Origin of the sequence: Pedobacter sp. P26 (assembly GCF_050632135.1) — a bacterium.
In the GTDB taxonomy this organism is placed as follows: domain Bacteria; phylum Bacteroidota; class Bacteroidia; order Sphingobacteriales; family Sphingobacteriaceae; genus Pedobacter.
Window position 1 is genome coordinate 2,496,061 of record NZ_CP192574.1, and the last position, 16,977, is coordinate 2,513,037.

The 16,977-nt window shown below is 37.0% G+C and carries 16 protein-coding genes and 1 pseudogene; 12 read left to right on the forward strand and 5 right to left on the reverse strand.

Annotated features, from left to right (window positions below):
* Positions 1-244: 244 nt before the first annotated feature.
* Positions 245-559: an RNA recognition motif domain-containing protein gene (locus ACQ86H_RS11435; RefSeq protein WP_138821799.1), complete on the reverse strand. Its 315-nt coding sequence runs from the start codon at positions 557-559 to the stop codon at positions 245-247.
* Between the two features lie 219 nt (positions 560-778).
* Between ACQ86H_RS11435 and ACQ86H_RS11440 the strand changes: the two genes are divergently transcribed.
* The 6 genes from ACQ86H_RS11440 to ACQ86H_RS11465 all read left to right on the forward strand — a co-directional run bounded on the left by ACQ86H_RS11440 (position 779) and on the right by ACQ86H_RS11465 (position 7,691).
* Positions 779-1,522 carry a sialate O-acetylesterase gene (locus ACQ86H_RS11440; RefSeq protein WP_431294925.1) on the forward strand — a complete coding sequence of 248 codons (744 nt, stop codon included), beginning with the start codon at positions 779-781 and terminating at the stop codon, positions 1,520-1,522.
* Positions 1,441-2,763: a sialate O-acetylesterase gene (locus tag ACQ86H_RS11445; RefSeq protein WP_431294926.1), complete on the forward strand. Its 1,323-nt coding sequence runs from the start codon at positions 1,441-1,443 to the stop codon at positions 2,761-2,763. The genes ACQ86H_RS11440 and ACQ86H_RS11445 overlap by 82 nt, the downstream gene beginning before the upstream one ends.
* A 744-nt stretch (positions 2,764-3,507) precedes the next feature.
* A complete protein-coding gene (locus tag ACQ86H_RS11450) occupies positions 3,508-6,015 on the forward strand; it encodes a beta-L-arabinofuranosidase domain-containing protein (RefSeq protein ID WP_431294927.1) in 2,508 nt (835 codons plus the stop codon).
* Positions 6,016-6,088: 73 nt separating this feature from the next.
* Entirely contained in the window at positions 6,089-6,952 is an 864-nt protein-coding gene (locus ACQ86H_RS11455) for an OmpA family protein (RefSeq protein ID WP_138821796.1), read from the forward strand.
* Between the two features lie 297 nt (positions 6,953-7,249).
* The gene (locus tag ACQ86H_RS11460) at positions 7,250-7,381 is read left to right on the forward strand and encodes a hypothetical protein (protein ID WP_256377621.1); all 132 of its coding nucleotides are present in this window, start codon (positions 7,250-7,252) and stop codon (positions 7,379-7,381) included.
* Positions 7,371-7,691: a hypothetical protein gene (locus ACQ86H_RS11465; RefSeq protein ID WP_138821795.1), complete on the forward strand. Its 321-nt coding sequence runs from the start codon at positions 7,371-7,373 to the stop codon at positions 7,689-7,691. Before ACQ86H_RS11460 ends, ACQ86H_RS11465 begins: the two co-directional genes overlap by 11 nt.
* A 601-nt stretch (positions 7,692-8,292) precedes the next feature.
* Here ACQ86H_RS11465 and ACQ86H_RS11470 read toward each other — a convergent pair.
* Positions 8,293-8,493 carry a DUF3606 domain-containing protein gene (locus ACQ86H_RS11470; RefSeq protein WP_138821794.1) on the reverse strand — a complete coding sequence of 67 codons (201 nt, stop codon included), beginning with the start codon at positions 8,491-8,493 and terminating at the stop codon, positions 8,293-8,295.
* Positions 8,494-8,775: 282 nt separating this feature from the next.
* Between ACQ86H_RS11470 and ACQ86H_RS11475 the strand changes: the two genes are divergently transcribed.
* Entirely contained in the window at positions 8,776-8,991 is a 216-nt protein-coding gene (locus tag ACQ86H_RS11475; RefSeq protein ID WP_431294928.1) for a hypothetical protein, read from the forward strand.
* A gap of 31 nt (positions 8,992-9,022) precedes the next feature.
* On the opposite strand, the gene ACQ86H_RS11480 is transcribed toward ACQ86H_RS11475, so the two are convergent.
* Entirely contained in the window at positions 9,023-9,313 is a 291-nt protein-coding gene (locus ACQ86H_RS11480; protein ID WP_431295380.1) for a sensor histidine kinase, read from the reverse strand.
* Entirely contained in the window at positions 9,292-10,875 is a 1,584-nt protein-coding gene (locus ACQ86H_RS11485) for a PAS domain S-box protein (protein WP_431294929.1), read from the reverse strand. Before ACQ86H_RS11485 ends, ACQ86H_RS11480 begins: the two co-directional genes overlap by 22 nt.
* A 762-nt stretch (positions 10,876-11,637) precedes the next feature.
* Between ACQ86H_RS11485 and ACQ86H_RS11490 the strand changes: the two genes are divergently transcribed.
* The 5 genes and pseudogenes from ACQ86H_RS11490 (at position 11,638) to ACQ86H_RS11510 (ending at position 16,156) form a co-directional block, all read left to right on the forward strand.
* Positions 11,638-12,207, forward strand: a complete 570-nt coding sequence (locus ACQ86H_RS11490; protein WP_138821791.1) for a UbiX family flavin prenyltransferase — start codon at positions 11,638-11,640, stop codon at positions 12,205-12,207.
* Positions 12,208-12,354: 147 nt separating this feature from the next.
* Complete coding sequence (mtaB, locus tag ACQ86H_RS11495; RefSeq protein ID WP_431294930.1) at positions 12,355-13,677, forward strand: tRNA (N(6)-L-threonylcarbamoyladenosine(37)-C(2))-methylthiotransferase MtaB; 1,323 nt, start codon at positions 12,355-12,357, stop codon at positions 13,675-13,677.
* A 482-nt stretch (positions 13,678-14,159) separates the two neighbouring features.
* Positions 14,160-14,579: a hypothetical protein gene (locus tag ACQ86H_RS11500; RefSeq protein WP_431294931.1), complete on the forward strand. Its 420-nt coding sequence runs from the start codon at positions 14,160-14,162 to the stop codon at positions 14,577-14,579.
* A complete protein-coding gene (locus ACQ86H_RS11505) occupies positions 14,522-15,310 on the forward strand; it encodes a prolipoprotein diacylglyceryl transferase (protein WP_431295381.1) in 789 nt (262 codons plus the stop codon). Before ACQ86H_RS11500 ends, ACQ86H_RS11505 begins: the two co-directional genes overlap by 58 nt.
* Positions 15,311-15,443: 133 nt before the next feature.
* Positions 15,444-16,156, forward strand: a pseudogene (locus ACQ86H_RS11510) (inositol monophosphatase family protein).
* A 219-nt stretch (positions 16,157-16,375) separates the two neighbouring features.
* Here ACQ86H_RS11510 and ACQ86H_RS11515 read toward each other — a convergent pair.
* Complete coding sequence (locus ACQ86H_RS11515; protein WP_121283148.1) at positions 16,376-16,927, reverse strand: NifU family protein; 552 nt, start codon at positions 16,925-16,927, stop codon at positions 16,376-16,378.
* Positions 16,928-16,977 lie beyond the last annotated feature (50 nt).

Genomic DNA, 16,977 nt, shown 5'->3' on the forward strand with positions numbered 1-16,977 from the left:
GCGTTTTTTAATCAATGTGGAAACGTGTAATTCAAAATATACGTTTACCATCGGATTACGAAGTTTATGTTTAAATAATCTAGATGGTGGAGGTCTTTCGAACAACGAGTTGCTGTATCTTCATCCCGCGACTATAGGATGCGAAGCTGATCTTTCATTGGATGAATCAATCTTTATGGTAATATAGCTAACAAGGAAGATTGACCTTATTCCAGGGCCTTTCAGTAAAAGCGACTTTAATATACTACCGTTGTAACCTGGGTCTTTTACTTTTAAAAGTTGGGTTGGGTTTTGGCTTTACTGCTTTAGCGCCACCTTCCTCTTCAGATATTTTAACTGTAATTACATTGCCTTTAAACGTTTCGCCATTTAAGGTTGATACGATGTTTTTGGCATCGGGAAGACTATAAATTTCCAGAAAAGCATAGCCTTTACATTTACCAGTTGCCCTGTCGCGAACAATTTTAATTGTTTCTACCCTGCCATGAAGGCTAACCAATATTGCCAAATCCATCTCTTGGATATTGTCAGGAAGGCCGCCTATGAAAATCTTAACCATTAATTCTTTTATTTGAGAGAACATTTGGAGCTATAGATATTAAATCCAGCACCGTTCTTTAAGACCTGCAAAATAAGTAAAATGATGTTCTTACCCAAACTAATTTGTATGAATTTTATCTCATTAGCCATAAATTTTGTGTGCAGCAGGCTTATATATTGATGTTGATCGGTAGAAAACGTACATTCGCTTTCTAATCATCAAAAAATAGATTAAAATATGAGCGCCCAAAGGTTAAAATCCATACTTCTCATTGCATTATTACTTTGCATATCTGCTTTTGCACAAGCTAAAATCTTATTACCTTCAGTTTTTGGCAATAATATGGTTTTACAGCAGAAAACCAACGCTGCAATCTGGGGCAAAGCAAATGCAGGTAAGGCAGTTAAAGTAATGGTTTCCTGGAATAAAATTAATTATGGTGCTATTGCCGATGCCAATGGTAATTGGAAAATTAAAGTGGCAACCCCAGGTTATGGAGGGCCGTATACCATAACCATATCAGATGGAGAGTTGCTGGTGCTCAATAATGTATTGATTGGTGATGTATGGATCTGTTCCGGGCAGTCAAACATGGAAATGCCACTGGCAGGCTGGGGCAAAATCCTCAATAGTGAAAAAGAAATTGCTGAAGCTAAATATCCAAATATCCGTTTATTGCAGGCAGATCACATAACCAGCAATTTTCCTATAAACGATGCCAAAGTTGCAAATGGTGGATGGCAGGAATGTAGTCCAAAATATATTGCCGGGTTTTCTTCTACCGCATATTTCTTCGCCCGCGAAGTATATGAAAAAACTAAAATTCCTATCGGCCTGATCCATACTTCCTGGGGAGGAACGATCGCCGAAGCATGGACGAGCGCCGAATCGCTTAAAAAATGTCCGATTTTTCTGCTGCAGTTGATAAAATCCAACAAGCAGGTATTAACCCTTCAACCGTTTCTTACAACGAAAAAGTAAGCAACTGGGTTAAGATGACCACTGAAAAGGATTCTGGTTATCAGGCTGGGCAGCTTAAATGGGTCACAGCAGAAACTACAGACTGGAAAAGCATGACTTTGCCAACTTTGTGGGAAGAAGCTGCACTTAAAAATTTCGATGGTATTGTATGGTTTAGCAGGAGAGTGACTATTCCGGAAAATTGGAAAACAAACGGCATAAAGCTTAATCTCGGAACCATAGATGATAATGATATCACTTATGTAAATGGTGTAAAAGTTGGCGAAACGGTTGGCTATAACGTAGGTAGAAGTTATGCCATACCTGCAGATTTACTCAAACCAGGCGAAAATATCATTACCGTTCGTGTTTTTGATAGCGGTGGCGGCGGTGGCATTTATGGAGAGGCGAAAGATTTAAATGTGACAAATAATGCGGGTGAAAAAATTTCGCTTGCGGGAGATTGGAAATATAAAATAGGTTTAGATTTTAAAAATATTGAGCCTAAGCCTTATGAAGAAAATGGCCCAAATCGCCCAACAGTTTTATATAATGCCATGATTCATCCTTATCTGCAATTCTCCATTAAAGGTGCTATTTGGTATCAGGGAGAAAGTAATGCTGATAGAGCTTACCAGTACCGCGAGTTATTTCCAACAATGATCAAAGATTGGCGTCAGAAATGGGCTCAGGGAGATTTTCCATTCTATTTTGTTCAGTTGGCTAATTTTATGCAGATCGATAATGAGCCATCACAATCTGCCTGGGCAGAACTTAGGGAGGCACAGCAAAAAACACTTGCTTTGCCAAATACAGGCATGGCTACAATTATTGATATCGGCGATGCAAAAGATATTCACCCTAAAAACAAACAAGAGGTAGGTAGAAGATTGGCGTTAATTGCCTTGGCTAAAACGTATGGCCAAAAAATAAATTATTCCGGCCCCGTTTACCAATCAAATAAAATTGAAGGAAAACAGATTATATTAACGTTTGGCAATAGCCAAAATGGTTTAAAAACGGCAGATGGTAAGGCGCTAAAAGGTTTTGCCATTGCCGGAGCAGATAAGAAATTTTATTGGGCCAAAGCAAGTATCAAGGGAAATCAGATTATTGTCAGTAGCGATCAGGTCGCAAATCCTGTTGCTGTTCGTTATGCATGGGGAAATAATCCTCTTTGTAACCTGGTTAGTAACGATGGCTTGCCAGCGTCACCATTCAGGACAGATACCTGGCAAGGCCTTACCTTTGCAAAGAAATAACAGAGGTAAAGCATTTGCGCTTAAAAAGGTTGAATTTTTTGTAAAGCAGGTTTAATGCTTTTCGGTCAGAGCAGTCTTTCTTTCCATTACTATCTTTTTATGAAGGTGAGTGCTCAATGTTATTAAGTTAAGGGATAAATCGCAAAATGATGTCACCTAGAGGGATAATTTATTGTATAAAATCAATATGAGTGACATCAATTAATCTAAGCGTAAAAATCTCCCAGAATTACCGTCATTTTAAGCGGAGTGCTACCTGTACCGAGTTTACATCGGTAACGCAGTCGAGAACCTGAAGGCTTTGTGAAGCAAAATCTGTTTTGATAGATCTCTCCACTTCGCGTTGCTTCGGTCGTGGTGACGACCTTTTTTGGAGTCTGTAAATGGTAGCGTAGTCGAAGGGTATTTATTTGCGATTTATCTATCTCAAGAAATCTTGCTACGCTCAGACTAACGATCGCATTGCTGAACTTATATAATCGGGGTAAATACCTGGCCGTTGCCTGTGCCACAAACAGTATTGCCTGAAATAATTTTTAGTTAACAATGCTTTCACCCTTGAACCTCAAACAATTGCTTACTGAAGAATTTTACATCTGGTACTCCTATAGTTTCTGAATTTTTTAACCTGGAAAGCAGTGTCTCCAGATATTTCATGTTTTAAATATAAGCTTACTAAATCGTTTTAATATTCCATGTATATTTACTAGTTTTATAAAACATTATCTAACCAATATGTCTTTTATGAAAAGAATATTTACCCTAATTTATTTCCTGCTCGTTCTGTCTATTCATGCATTATATGCTCAAAGTTTAACAGAGTTTAATAAAGCTCCGTTAAAACAGCATGTTTATGTGCAATTACCAATAGGCAGTATTAAAGCCAGGGGATGGTTATTAAAGCAGCTGGAACAACAAAGAGATGGTGCAACCGGAATGGCCGAAGCGCTGTACCCTGAAAAAGATAATCTAGGCAAAAATTCTGATTGGCTGGGAGGTGATGGAAATGGATGGGAGCGTGTACCCTATTATGTTAAAGGTTTAGTCGCATTGGCTTATACTTTAGATGATCCTGTGCTAAAAGCGAAAGCACAAAAGTATATCGATTGGACTTTAAACAATCAACAAACTAACGGATTATTTGGTCCACCGAAAATGAAAGACTGGTGGCCGCGTATGCCAATGATGTATGCTTTGCAAAGCTATTACGAAGCCACAAATGATAAAAGGGTTCTTCCATTTCTCTCCAGATATTTTAAATATGAACTCGATAATCTCGATGCTGATCCATTAAAAGAGTGGGCTAAGGCTAGAGCGGGCGATAACATGGAAATTGCCATTTGGCTTTACAATAAAACCGGTGATCAGGATTTATTAAAACTTGTAGAAAAGTTAAAACAACAGGCATACCCCTGGATTGATATTTATAGCAATAACGGATTTTACTTTTTCGGTGATGATTTTCAGCCAAAACACATGGTTAATGTGGCTCAGGCTTTAAAATTTCCTGTAGTTTATGCACAACTTCAAGATCTTCCATCTAATCTTGAAGCACTCTCTAAAGGTATCGCACATATTATGCACGATCACGGTCAGCCAGAAGGTTTAGGTTCCGGAACTGAATTTTTGGCTGGTACAAGCAGTATAGAAGGGGTAGAAACCTGTACGGTAGTAGAATGGATGCAGAGTTTAGAGACTGCAGCAAAGGTTATTCACAATGCAAAAATTGGCGATCAGCTGGAGAAAGTGGCCTTTAATGCTTTGCCTGCTCAGTTTAGCCGGGATTTTAAAAATCACTCCTATTACACATTACCCAATCAGGTACAGAGTATTCATGGCGAGCATGGCTTTAATCAGGATTATGCTACAGGTATCGTTTCCAGCCCATATTCAGGCTATGGCTGCTGCCGCTATAATATGCACATGGGCTGGCCTTATTTTGTGAAAAGTAGTGTGGTAGCTACTCCAGAGAAGGGTTTGGCCGTAATTACCTATGGTCCTATGGAAATAGAAACTGTGGTAGCCGAAAACAAAAAAATAAAAATTACCGAAGAAACCAATTACCCTTTCGAAGAACAGATCAGGTTAAAAATAGAAGTTGCCGCTAGTACATCCTTTCCATTAATTTTAAGAATTCCAGCATGGAGTGTAAAACCAGGCATTAGGTTAAATGGAGCTACATTAAAAGGTGTAAAAGCTGGAGAAATGTTTACCATAGCCCGTGAATGGAAAAATCACGATCAATTAGAACTGAATTTTCCAATGGAAATTACGACCAGGGCGCAGGTAAACAATTCTATAAGTATAGAACGTGGACCTGTTGTTTATGCACTGGAAATTAAAACGACAAATAAGGTAACCAAAACGCATCCTGTTGCTGGCTTTACAGATTACGAAATCCATCCCGAATCGGCGTGGAATTATGGTTTAATGATCAATAAAAGTGGTTTAAGTAACGCTGCCGTGCTAAAATTGGAAATGCCAGCGAATCCTTTTATTGCGGCAAATACACCGGTTAAAATAAAGGTTCAGGCAAAAAAGATTCCATCATGGGGTTTAGGTTACAATAAGGTGTCTGCTTTTGATGTGCCCTTTAGTCCAGTTGCATCAGCTGAAAAGCAGGAAGAAGTTATCCTGGTACCATACGGATCTGAAAATATCCGCCTAAGCTGTTTCCCTGTGATCGGAGAGCCAAAAAAAGTAAATAAAACTTTGGTTGAAAACTTTGATCAGGGAATGGCCAGCAATTGGGTTTTTTATGGCGGTGGCTGGTTTTGGAAAGATGGGGAGATGAACGCTGCATCAAATGCAGGCTCTGGTGGTTATGGCATAAATGGGTCTAAATATTTGGCCAATGGAACAGACTTTAAAGATTTTATTTATCAGGCAGATGTAAAAATCAATACCGCAGGTGATGCTGGTTTAATTTTCAGGGTTTCTAACCCTGCAATTGGTCCTGATGCTTACCAGGGATATTATGTAGGCTTAGATCAACCCAACGGAAGCGTCATATTTGGAAAAGCTAATGGACAAAAATGGACGGTGATACGTTCTGAAAAATATCCTATTCAAATGAACGAATTGTATACTTTAAAGATAGTGGCGAAGGAAGATAAATTTGATATTTTTATAAACGGATCAGTTCAACCTGTGCTCTCGGCAACAGATAATCAATACCAATCGGGTAGTATAGGACTAAGAACTTACAAGGCATTGGCAAGCTTCGATTCGGTAAAAATTAACACGTTTTAACATCAGCATGAGGCGATGTAAAACTTTACGGCAAGGAATTTGCTGATGCAGTATTAACAAATAAAGTAATATTATGAAATTATACAAATCGATTCCCATAATGCTCTTTACACTTGCACTTGCTGCAGGATGCGTAAGCAATAAGAAGTACGCTGAACTTCAGGATACGTATGCCAAGTTAAGAGATAGAAATCAGGAGCTTAGTAATAAATACCAGGATAGTCAGCGTGAGCTTAGCGGAAGCACCAGCAGGGTTAAAAGTTTAGAAGAGCAGATCGCATCAGAAAAGGCCAATGTAACGGCACTGCAAGATGCTTTGAACAAATGTTTAAATTCCAGTAGCCAGGGAAATGTTAACATTTCAAAACTGGTTGATGAGATTAACAGTTCAAATAAATATATCAAACAGTTAGTAAATGCCAAAAATAAAAGCGATTCGCTTAATATGGTGTTAACTAATAACTTAACAAGATCGTTAAGCCGTGAAGAGTTGGGTGACGTTGATGTACAGGTACTTAAAGGTGTAGTATACATCTCTTTAGCAGATAACATGTTATATAAATCAGGTAGCTATGAAGTTTCTGATAAAGCTGGCGAAACTTTAAGCAAAATTGCCAAAATTATTAAAGATTACGATACTTATGATGTGTTGATAGAAGGTAATACTGATAATGTACCTATTGCTCAAACAAACATCCGTAACAACTGGGATTTAAGTGCCTTACGTGCTTCATCAGTAGTACAGGTATTGCAGACGAAGTATGCTGTTGACCCTAAGCGTTTAACTGCTGGTGGACGTGGAGAGTTTAATCCAATTGCCGATAACAATACACCAGGCGGAAAAGCCAAAAACAGACGTACACAGATTATCATTACACCTAAACTGGATCAGTTTATGGATCTGATTGGAAAAGCGCCTGAGCAATCTCAAAAATAAAAGTTTAAAATAATTTAAGCATATAAAGGGTTGGAATTAATTTTTCGACCCTTTTTTATTTGCAATACTTTTCTTTTGATTTTTAAATAAAAGATATTCTGATAACCAGACTTCTATGACTGTTTTAACCATTAATAAATGTATATTTGTTTATATCAGTAATACAATTACTTCTTTTCTCTCGCTGATGTACCACTATAGTATTTGCTAATCTTATCGGATGAGTATTTCTTATTCCAACCACCGAATTGTTTAAGCAATGATGATTGGTCTTAGCTAACAGTAAACATTTATTTTATGAGTAGAGACAAAAAGAAAGAAGCCAGTGTAAATAAAAAGGCACCTTCAGATTACCAATCGGGAAAAGGCAAAACGGCAAAAACAGAAATTGATCCTTTCGCCAAAAAAACCGGTAAAAATGGTAAATAACGATCAAAAAAATCAGGCCAAAGTTTTCTTGTACGAATTGAACAATACCAGGCACGAATATGGTTTTTCTGCAAATGAAGAGTGGACATTGGATTTAGCTACAGATAGTCAGCGAAAAGTTCTGGAGCATAAATATTACCCCATGTTATCCTTAACTGTAGCACCAGAAAACCTGATGAATATGCTTGATCTTTTGGAGGATAAACTTGGAAATGCAGTTGGACATATCAAAGCTAGCCTTAGCCATAAAAAGATTTCAAAAGAATCAACACACCTTTTGGCTTATTGCGCTGCGAGGTTAAAATATTAAAACTTGCTAATATAGAAGTTGCCTCACCGATTGCTACCTGGATGTTTGATTTATTTGAAAAATCATAAAAAATAGCCTTTTGTTGGGAATTCGAGCGATCGTCATTCCCAACCAGATATCTATCGGGTCCATTGGAGATCTTAAAGCTTATTTTATTAAGATTCCCGCCTGCGCCTATCGTGTGGACACAATTAATTATAACATTCTTCTATCGCTCTATGCCGCTGGGCATGGCATTTTGGAGCGCCAAAGTACCCAAAGCGCTTTGTCAATCCAGCAATGAGCCTTTTGCGCAATCTCACGCGCATCAAAAAAACAGCGGCACTTCGTTTTGTGTTCAATATTTTTTAAAATTAAATCATCGGTTATGAACACAAAACCACTGCGTTTCAGGTTTGTTAGTGTCATTTTTACTGTTGTGCACCTGTTTTTTTGATTTCCCCCGGCTCCTGGGATTGACAGCGTCCTTGGTTAAAATCCGTGCTTTATTAAAGTTGGCTGGCAAAACGCCTAAAAATACTTAAAAAAGATGTGTCCACACGATCGGCCTGCCCGGAAAGAAGACCTTCTATTAAAACTGTTGACAATTAATGTACAAAAATCAGGAAATACTAATCATTTTCTTTTGTTGATTCAAATAAGCGGTAATCTGGTTCAGTGTAATACACCTGGTGGCCCTAACAGCTGACTTTAACACTTCAGAACTTACTCCTAAGCGGTTTGCCCAATAATTTCGATCGGTTTCTTCAGATAATGCGACAATTTCTTCTTTAGTACTCGGGGTTGAGGTGAAATTTTTCATAGTGGAGATGATTAATTCAGTTAATAAAAAGCACAAATCGACTTGGTGTTATAAAAATAAAATTTTTTATTTATAATAACAAGTTGTAAAACAGTTGCTTGTGAAAATATTGTTTAATATTTTATTGACGCAGAATTGCCTGTTTGCTTACATTAATTCGTTTTAGTAACTAAAACCGTATCAATCATCACTGAAGGTTGTACAAAAAAATTGATTTATGTATTTTTAATTATACGTAAATTGGTTATAATTGCCAATTATTTATAAAAAATAAATTATGCAATGGGATTGAATAGGAAGGGAGACGTTATCCAGATTGACTTTGAAAATGGGCATGGAATCATTATTGACGAAAACGGTCAGGATATCCATTTTCAGTTAGATGATGTATCTGATCGGATTAATATAAACTCGAAAATAGTTTTTGAAATTGAATTACACGAGCGTGGCCTGGTGGCGGTTAACGTTAAATTAGCTATGGAAGAGGTAAAAGTTTAATTCTACTCCTGCCGAAAGGATATTCAGGGTATTACTGGTCAGTTGGGATGGGCAAGCTGAAATAAAATGTAGAACCTTCTCCTAATTTACTTTCTGCCCAAATTTCTCCCTTGTGCCTTTTAATTATCTCGGCACAAATGTACAGGCCAACACCAAATCCTGCAATTGTTTTAGTATCTGAACTTTCAACGCGATAAAAACGGTCAAAAAGTCGGGGTATATCATCTTCTCTGATACCTATGCCTTCGTCTTCTACACTTACAACTATATAACCTTTTTGTATTTCGCATTTTATTGCAATTAGAGATTCTTTTTCGAGTATTTTGCTGCGTTGCCAATCAGGTTATTAATTACATTGCCAATTTTTTCCATATCAGCATGTAGAATCATTTCTTCCGGACCAACTACCTGGATAAAATGGCTGGGTAGAACCATTCTGTTTTCTTCAGCAATGGTTTTAATTAAATCAATAAGGTTAAAATTTGTTTTGTTTAATGAAATTTTACCAGATTCCAGTAAGGATACGTTTAAAAAGCCATCAATCATTAATGACATTCTTTTTAATTGAATATTTATCTTATCCAGTATCTGATTGGGAAAGTTGTTATCTGTTTCTTTAAACTTATATTGTAAAAGCTGTACGTAGGCACTTAAAGAGGTTAGAGGGGTTTTCAGCTCGTGACTTACCATCCCGATAAAATCATTTTTTCTAATTTCATCCTGCTTATGTTCTGTAATATCCAGAACAGCTCCGGCAATATAAACAGCTTTTCCCTCCTCATTATAATAGGCTTTTCCAGCAGTTCTTAACCATTTGTGCTTTTCACTGACGCCATTCAAATTGATCTGATATTCGATGTTAAAAGCGCTTCGATGGTGTAATGCATGTTTAATGCCACCAGTAAGATGCCTGATATCTTCAGGGCTGATTAACGATTTGGCTTCCTCAATGCCCAATCTGTTATTCTCCAGTTCATAAATATGCTGTGCCCTTTCTGATAGAAGAATTTGTTTATTTTCCAAGTCGATATTCCACGAGCCCATTTCTGATGCATCCATGGCTATTTTTAAAATATCTTTTGCCTTAAGCAGTTCTTTTTTAAAGTTTACCTGTTCTGTAATATCTTTAATAATCACTAAAATTCTGGTTACTTCGTTTTTATCATTTTTTAAAGGTTCATAAAAAGCGATGAAATAACCGTCCGAAACTGGTGTGGAGAGTTTTAATTCGTTGAGTGTTAATGGCTGTTCGTTTTTGAAGATATCTTTTACACGTTTAACAAGTGCCTCCTGTTTTTCAAATTCCGGTCGTGCCTCTTCCAAAGGTAATCCGATAACTTCTTTTCTGTATTTACCCCAAAGTTTTAATATATTATCGTTTGCATACTCCGTAATCAGTTCCGGACCTTTTAATACACACATGCCTAAAGGTGCCTGCTCAAAAAATCCCCTAAAACGTGCTTCACTTTCTGCAAGTTCAAATAAAATATGCTCAAGGTCATTTTCATCCATTGGAATTTCCCTTAACGAACAAACGAGGTATTCAACCGGGCGGTCATTTTGTAACACTGGCGAAAATTCCAATTCCCACTTCACGTTCGGTGAGTTGGAATAGATGGGATGAATAATCAGCGTACTTTTTTCCTTAAGTTCACAAACGTTCTGAACTGTTTTAATTAGAATGTTTTTTTCAGCATCAGATACGAGGTTTGGGATAATGTCTATATTATTTAATTTTGATTTTCCACCCACGCGCTCAATTAAAGCCTGGTAAGCATCGTTATGTGCTACAACCACCAATATCGGCTTTATTTTAAAAATGACTATAGGACTTATAGAATGTTTTAATAGTGCTTTTAAGAATGGAGAAGCTAAATCTATCATATATTTGAGTTGACAGTTCCCCAAATATAATCCTTAAACAGTTAATCGACAACCGTTATTTAAGGAACATATAATATTTATGATACAAGATAGTATAAGTTATAAGCGTAATGATTTTTGTTTTTAAATAGCTGAATTCCATTGGCTAATTTGGAATCCTTAACCTGTTACCAATAAAATATTTCCGATAACCGGGTATTTAAAATGGAAAGAAATATTTCGTTTCCCGGGTAAGACTGTAATACCCAGGGGGACCACTAAAATATATCGTCTCTTTTCTGTTTATGCGGTTAGAAACTTTAAGCCGGATAAGATCCAAATGAGCTTGGTGTGAGAAAAATCTTTAAAATATTTTCTTAAATCGTTTTAAATGATGTTAGACTAATATCAAAAAAATGTAAAGTTAAAGCTGTAAAATGAGGAGATAAGACTTAAAGTAAAACCTTAAAAGGTGAAATTGTATTATTTATTATACGATATTAAACGTTATTTTATTTAAAAATGAGTCTTTTTAAGCATTAAAAAAGTTTTTACCTATTTTTTTAAAAAATATTAATCTGATAATCAGTATGTTGTGTTTAATTTTTGAGTTTAATATCTGATTTAAGCGATTTAATATTTCTCACTTACATTTTTTTAAAAATTTATATATATTTGTTCTTACCCTTTCGAGGGTATGTTTTTCATAGGTAGATGTAGGGTCAGAACAATGTTCTGGCCCTTTTTTGTTTTTAATAGATTTAGAAAAACTATTTTTGTGTTATGACGAAAAAGAAAGTGATTGTTGCAGTTACAGGTGCCAGTGGTTCGGTTTATGCAAAGGTTTTATTTGATCAGTTATTAAAATTAAAAGATCAGATTGAGGCCGTTGGCGTGGTAATGAGCGATAATGCCAAAGAGGTTTGGCAATTTGAACTCGGCAATCAAAACTATAACGACTTTAAAAACTTTACTTTTTACAATAAGAACGATTTTAATGCACCTTTTGCTTCAGGCTCGGCAAAATACGATACCATGATCATCGTTCCATGCTCAATGGGTACATTAGGGCGCATCGCACATGGGATATCAAACGATCTGATCTCAAGGGCTGCTGATGTGGTACTAAAAGAGCGGAGAAAACTGATTACTGTAATACGCGATACACCTTTTAGCTTAATCCACATCAACAATATGAAAACAGTTACCGAAGCCGGTGGGATTATTTGTCCGGCTAATCCATCTTTTTATAGTCTGCCCAAAAGTATAGAAGAAGTGGCCGGAACAGTAATTAGCAGGGTATTGGATTTGGCTGGTTTTGAGCAGGAAAGTTACCGCTGGCAGGAGGGATAAGTTTAGTTAGCAGTTTTCACCCGACCGTTTATAATTAGCTGAAAATTGAAAAACTACAAACAACATTGTTAATAAACTGTAATTTACCTTTAATCTATAATCTCATATCTCAATACTCAAATCTATTTTGTTATCTTTGCAGGCTCAATGAAAAAGGTCGCATTTTATACATTAGGTTGTAAACTTAATTTCTCTGAAACATCAACTATCCGTCGTTTATTTACCGATGCAGGTTATGCTGTGGTAGAATTTCAGGATCAGGCCGATGTTTATGTGATCAATACCTGCTCTGTTACCGATCACGCGGATAAAAAATGCCGTAAAGTTGTTAAAGAAGCTTTAAAGTATTCTCCAAATGCATTCGTAACCATTGTAGGGTGTTATGCACAGTTAAAACCACAGGAAATTGCCGAAATAGAAGGTGTTGATATGGTTTTGGGCGCTGCAGAAAAATTCAGGATAGTAGAATATATTACCGATTTAACCAAACAGCCTAAAGCTGTTGTTCATCAGCAGAATATTGAAAAAGTAAACCATAATTTTATTGCCTCTTATTCAATCGGTGATAGAACACGCACTTTCTTGAAAGTGCAGGATGGTTGCGATTATCCTTGTACTTACTGTACCATTCCTTTAGCGCGTGGTGCAAGCCGTAGTGATACCATTGAAAATGTGGTGAACCGTGCTAAAATGATTGCTGAAAGCGGTGTGAAAGAAATTGTGTTAACGGGTGTAAATCTCGGCGATTTCGGAATCAGAAATGGCCAGCGCGAAGATAAATTTTTTGACCTGGTTAAAGCTTTAGATGAGATAGAAGGAATTGAAAGAATCCGAATTTCATCTATTGAGCCTAACCTTTTGAGCAATGAGATCATCCAGTTTGTGTCCACTTCTAAAAGGTTTGTTCCGCATTTCCATATTCCTTTACAATCTGGTTCTGATAAAATTTTAGGCTTAATGCGCCGTCGTTACCGTAGCGATTTGTATGTAGAACGTGTTGCCAAAATTAAGGAGGTAATGCCGCACTGTTGTATTGGTGTGGATGTAATTGTTGGTTTTCCTGGCGAAACGAAAGAAGATTTCCTGGATACTTACCAGTTTTTAAATCAGCTTGATATCTCTTACCTCCATGTATTTACCTATTCGGAACGCGAATTAACTGCAGCAGCTGAAATGAAAGGTGCCGTAGCTGGCAGTGAACGTAATGAGCGCAGTAAAATGCTTCATATCTTATCTGATAAAAAACGGAGGGCTTTCTACGAATCTCAAATTGGTGCTGAAGCTGAGGTGCTTTTTGAAGCGGATCAAAAATCAGGTTATATGCACGGTTTTACCAAAAACTATGTAAAAGTACGTGCCAAGTACGATCCATTAATGGTTAACGAACTAAAAGCAGTTAAACTGATAGAAATTACTGCTGATGGAGAAGTAGAAGTAGCTGAACTGGAAACGGTTTACTCACATCATTAATTAGTCCTGAGTCAATATCTTTTGCTGTCATTCTGAACGTAGTGAAGAATCTTTTACTTATGAAATGCAGAAGCCCGAAAACACTTAGTCAAAAGCCACCATTAATACAAAAGAACCTTACCTTCTCAATATAGATTCTTCACTGCGTTCTGGATGACAAATAAGCGGAAAAAGACAACCGCTTTTAGAATCTGTTTTTTGCGCTTAATAATCCCCCAGAAACTACTACAATGCGATAATTAAACCTGATCGCAGCGAGCACGAATCCCGATTCTTTCAATCGGGTGAGTAAAGTGGAGAGCAGGACTGTATTAACCGATGAAACACAGAATCACCCTTTTCCAAAATAGAAAAATAGATTTTTACCTCTTTCTCCCAGCTTTAAACGCTAGTCTTTAGTCTTTCCGTTTTAGTCTTTGAGCTTTGGTCTTTAATCTTTCAGCTTTGGTCTTTCTTTACTATCTTCGCTTCAAATTATTTGTATGTTTCCTACCGTTTCACATTTTTTAGAATATCTTTTCGGCATTAATTTACCGCTTCCATTTAATACATTCGGTGTATTTGTAGCACTGGCATTTGTTGCTGGTTACTGGGCTTTTACCAAAGAACTTAAGCGTAAAGAAGCGCTGGGCATACTCCATCCAATAAAAAAAACAGTAGTAATCGGCAAGCCTGCTACTACATCAGAATTAATCATGAATGGCCTTTTTGGGTTTGTTATTGGTTATAAACTGGTTTTTGCATTATTAAACTATAGACTTTTTGTAAATGATGCACAGTCGATTTTAATGTCGACCAAAGGAAATATAATTGGTGGTTTATTTTTTGCTGGATTGTTTGCTTACTGGGATTATACCGAAAAAATAAACATAAACTCGATAAACCAAAAGAAACACAGGTAACCATTCACCCTTACCAAATCATGAGTAATCTGATTGTTTGGGCAGCTATCTGGGGTTTTTTAGGAGCAAAGTTTTTCGATAACCTGGAGTATTGGGATGATTTTATTCAACATCCCATCGAGCGGTTATTGTCGTTTAGTGGGTTAACTTTTTACGGTGGTTTAATTTGCGGTGGTGCGGCGGTATTGATTATAGCAAAAAGAAACGGTATTAAACCCTTACACATGCTTGATGTAGGTGGACCAGGAATGATGCTGGCTTATGCAGTAGGCCGTATCGGTTGTCACTTAGCCGGCGACGGTGACTGGGGGATTGTAAATTCAAACCCTAAACCATTTTCCTGGCTTCCGGATTGGTTGTGGTCTTATAAATACCCAAACAACGTAGTGGGAGAAGGTATTCCAATTCCCGGTTGTACCGGAAAGTTTTGCAACGAATTGGCACAAGGGGTATACCCAACACCGATCTACGAAGTAATTATCTGTTTGATCCTTTTTGCTTTCTTGTGGAAAATCAGAGATAAAATAAAAGCACCTGGTTTAATGTTCGGTATCTATATGATCTTAAACGGTGTTGAGCGTTTCTGCATTGAATTAATCCGGGTAAATTCAAAATACCATGTTTTTGGTTTGTCTTTTACGCAGGCAGAAATGATTTCAACTTTTCTTGTAGTAGGTGGGATTGCGTTAAGTGCTTATGCTTTAAGGAACAAGAACAAGCTGGCCCAATAAACAACCTTATAAATTCATTTAAAATCCAACAACAACTTTGTTTGGTTGTTAAATAGTTATGAATTACGAATTAATATGCAATAAAGTGATCTCGATTGTAAAGCTTACCGGAAACTTTATCCGTAAGGAAGCCATGCAGTTTGATGCACAAAAAATCGAATACAAAGGATTAAATGATATGGTTTCTTATGTTGATAAAACAGCAGAGCAGAAACTGGTTCAAAATCTTGAAAAATTAATTGCCGATGCCGGTTTTATAACCGAAGAGAAAACCATTAACCGGGTGGGCAAAACCTACACCTGGATCATCGATCCTTTGGATGGTACAACCAATTTTATCCATGGCATTCCGGCTTATGGCATTAGTGTTGCACTTTATGAAGATGGATTACCTGTTATTGGTGTGGTTTACGAATTAAACAGGGGAGAAATGTTTTATTCATATAAAGGCGGTTTGGCTTTTATGAATAAAAAGAAATCAAAGTTTCTGTTAACCCTGATTTGAAATCGAGTTTATTGGCTACGGGATTTCCATACTATCAGTTTGATAAACAGCCTCAATATTTGAAATTGCTGGCCGAAATGATGCAAAAAAGCCATGGAGTACGCAGAATAGGTGCAGCAGCTGTAGATCTGGTTTATACCGCCTGCGGACGTTTTGATGCTTTTTTCGAATTTAATCTGCAGCAATGGGATTTTGCTGCAGGATGTTTTATCGTTCAGCAGGCAGGAGGAGAGGTGTATGATTTTGCCGGAGGTAATGATTACTTTGAGAAAAGGGAGATACTGGCTACCAATGGGAAACTTACCACTGAGATGTTAACTGCGATTAAGCAGTATTTTTAATAATCGTGATGTCATGTGCTGACCTGTAGCGCAGCGGAAAGCTACGCAGTAAACCGAGCTTTAAGCGAGCTCAAAGAAGGTAATTTATTTCAAGGGGCTAACCTAGCAGGAAAGATGCTGTAACAAGTTCAGCATGACGAGAAAGAAGAATGCATAAAAAAGGTCCCGATTCTTAGTATTGGGACCTTTTCACTATATATGTACTATGAAAAATGCATTTTAAAGCGCTTCAGAAACTACTTCTGTAACTTCAGGTACCATTCGCTGTAATAAGTTTTGGATCCCTGATTTAAGTGTAATGGTAGAAGACGGACAACCACTGCAAGAGCCACGTAGCTCTACAGTAACCACACCTTCATCAAAAGATTTGTAGGTAATCGCACCACCATCCTGTTCAACGGCCGGGCGTACATAATCGTGCAAAATCTGTTGAATTTTAATTTCAGTTTCCGTACCTTCAAAAGCAGGTGCTTCTTCGGCAGTCGCTTCTTTAATCTTTAATTCCGATTCTACAGCACCTTTAACAAATTCTTTTAGAATAGCTTCAATATCTGCCCATTCTGCATCATCTGTTTTGGTAATGGTAACAAAATTACTGGCGAAAAAAACACCAGAAACAAAGTTGAATTTAAATAACTCTTTAGCAAAAGGCGAATGTTCAGCACTCTCTTTAGTCGCAAAATCCTCACTGCCATTTATTAACAGTTTGTTTACCATGAATTTCATGGTAGCTGGATTTGGAGTTTGTTCTGTATATACGTTAATCGTCATGTCTTAATCAATTTGAATAAACAAAATTAACAATTACTCACTAATAAAAC

Bases quoted from the DNA above. Each gene is read 5' to 3' on its own strand.
- ACQ86H_RS11435 (WP_138821799.1), bottom strand. From the start codon at position 559: ATGGTTAAGATTTTCATAGGCGGCCTTCCTGACAATATCCAAGAGATG.
- ACQ86H_RS11490 (WP_138821791.1), top strand. From the start codon at position 11,638: ATGACGAAAAAGAAAGTGATTGTTGCAGTTACAGGTGCCAGTGGTTCG.
- ACQ86H_RS11445 (WP_431294926.1), top strand. From the start codon at position 1,441: ATGTCCGATTTTTCTGCTGCAGTTGATAAAATCCAACAAGCAGGTATT.
- ACQ86H_RS11465 (WP_138821795.1), top strand. From the start codon at position 7,371: ATGGTAAATAACGATCAAAAAAATCAGGCCAAAGTTTTCTTGTACGAA.
- ACQ86H_RS11455 (WP_138821796.1), top strand. From the start codon at position 6,089: ATGAAATTATACAAATCGATTCCCATAATGCTCTTTACACTTGCACTT.
- ACQ86H_RS11515 (WP_121283148.1), bottom strand. From the start codon at position 16,927: ATGACGATTAACGTATATACAGAACAAACTCCAAATCCAGCTACCATG.
- ACQ86H_RS11460 (WP_256377621.1), top strand. From the start codon at position 7,250: ATGAGTAGAGACAAAAAGAAAGAAGCCAGTGTAAATAAAAAGGCACCT.
- mtaB (WP_431294930.1), top strand. From the start codon at position 12,355: ATGAAAAAGGTCGCATTTTATACATTAGGTTGTAAACTTAATTTCTCT.
- ACQ86H_RS11485 (WP_431294929.1), bottom strand. From the start codon at position 10,875: ATGATAGATTTAGCTTCTCCATTCTTAAAAGCACTATTAAAACATTCT.
- ACQ86H_RS11470 (WP_138821794.1), bottom strand. From the start codon at position 8,493: ATGAAAAATTTCACCTCAACCCCGAGTACTAAAGAAGAAATTGTCGCA.
- ACQ86H_RS11500 (WP_431294931.1), top strand. From the start codon at position 14,160: ATGTTTCCTACCGTTTCACATTTTTTAGAATATCTTTTCGGCATTAAT.
- ACQ86H_RS11450 (WP_431294927.1), top strand. From the start codon at position 3,508: ATGAAAAGAATATTTACCCTAATTTATTTCCTGCTCGTTCTGTCTATT.
- ACQ86H_RS11440 (WP_431294925.1), top strand. From the start codon at position 779: ATGAGCGCCCAAAGGTTAAAATCCATACTTCTCATTGCATTATTACTT.
- ACQ86H_RS11475 (WP_431294928.1), top strand. From the start codon at position 8,776: ATGGGATTGAATAGGAAGGGAGACGTTATCCAGATTGACTTTGAAAAT.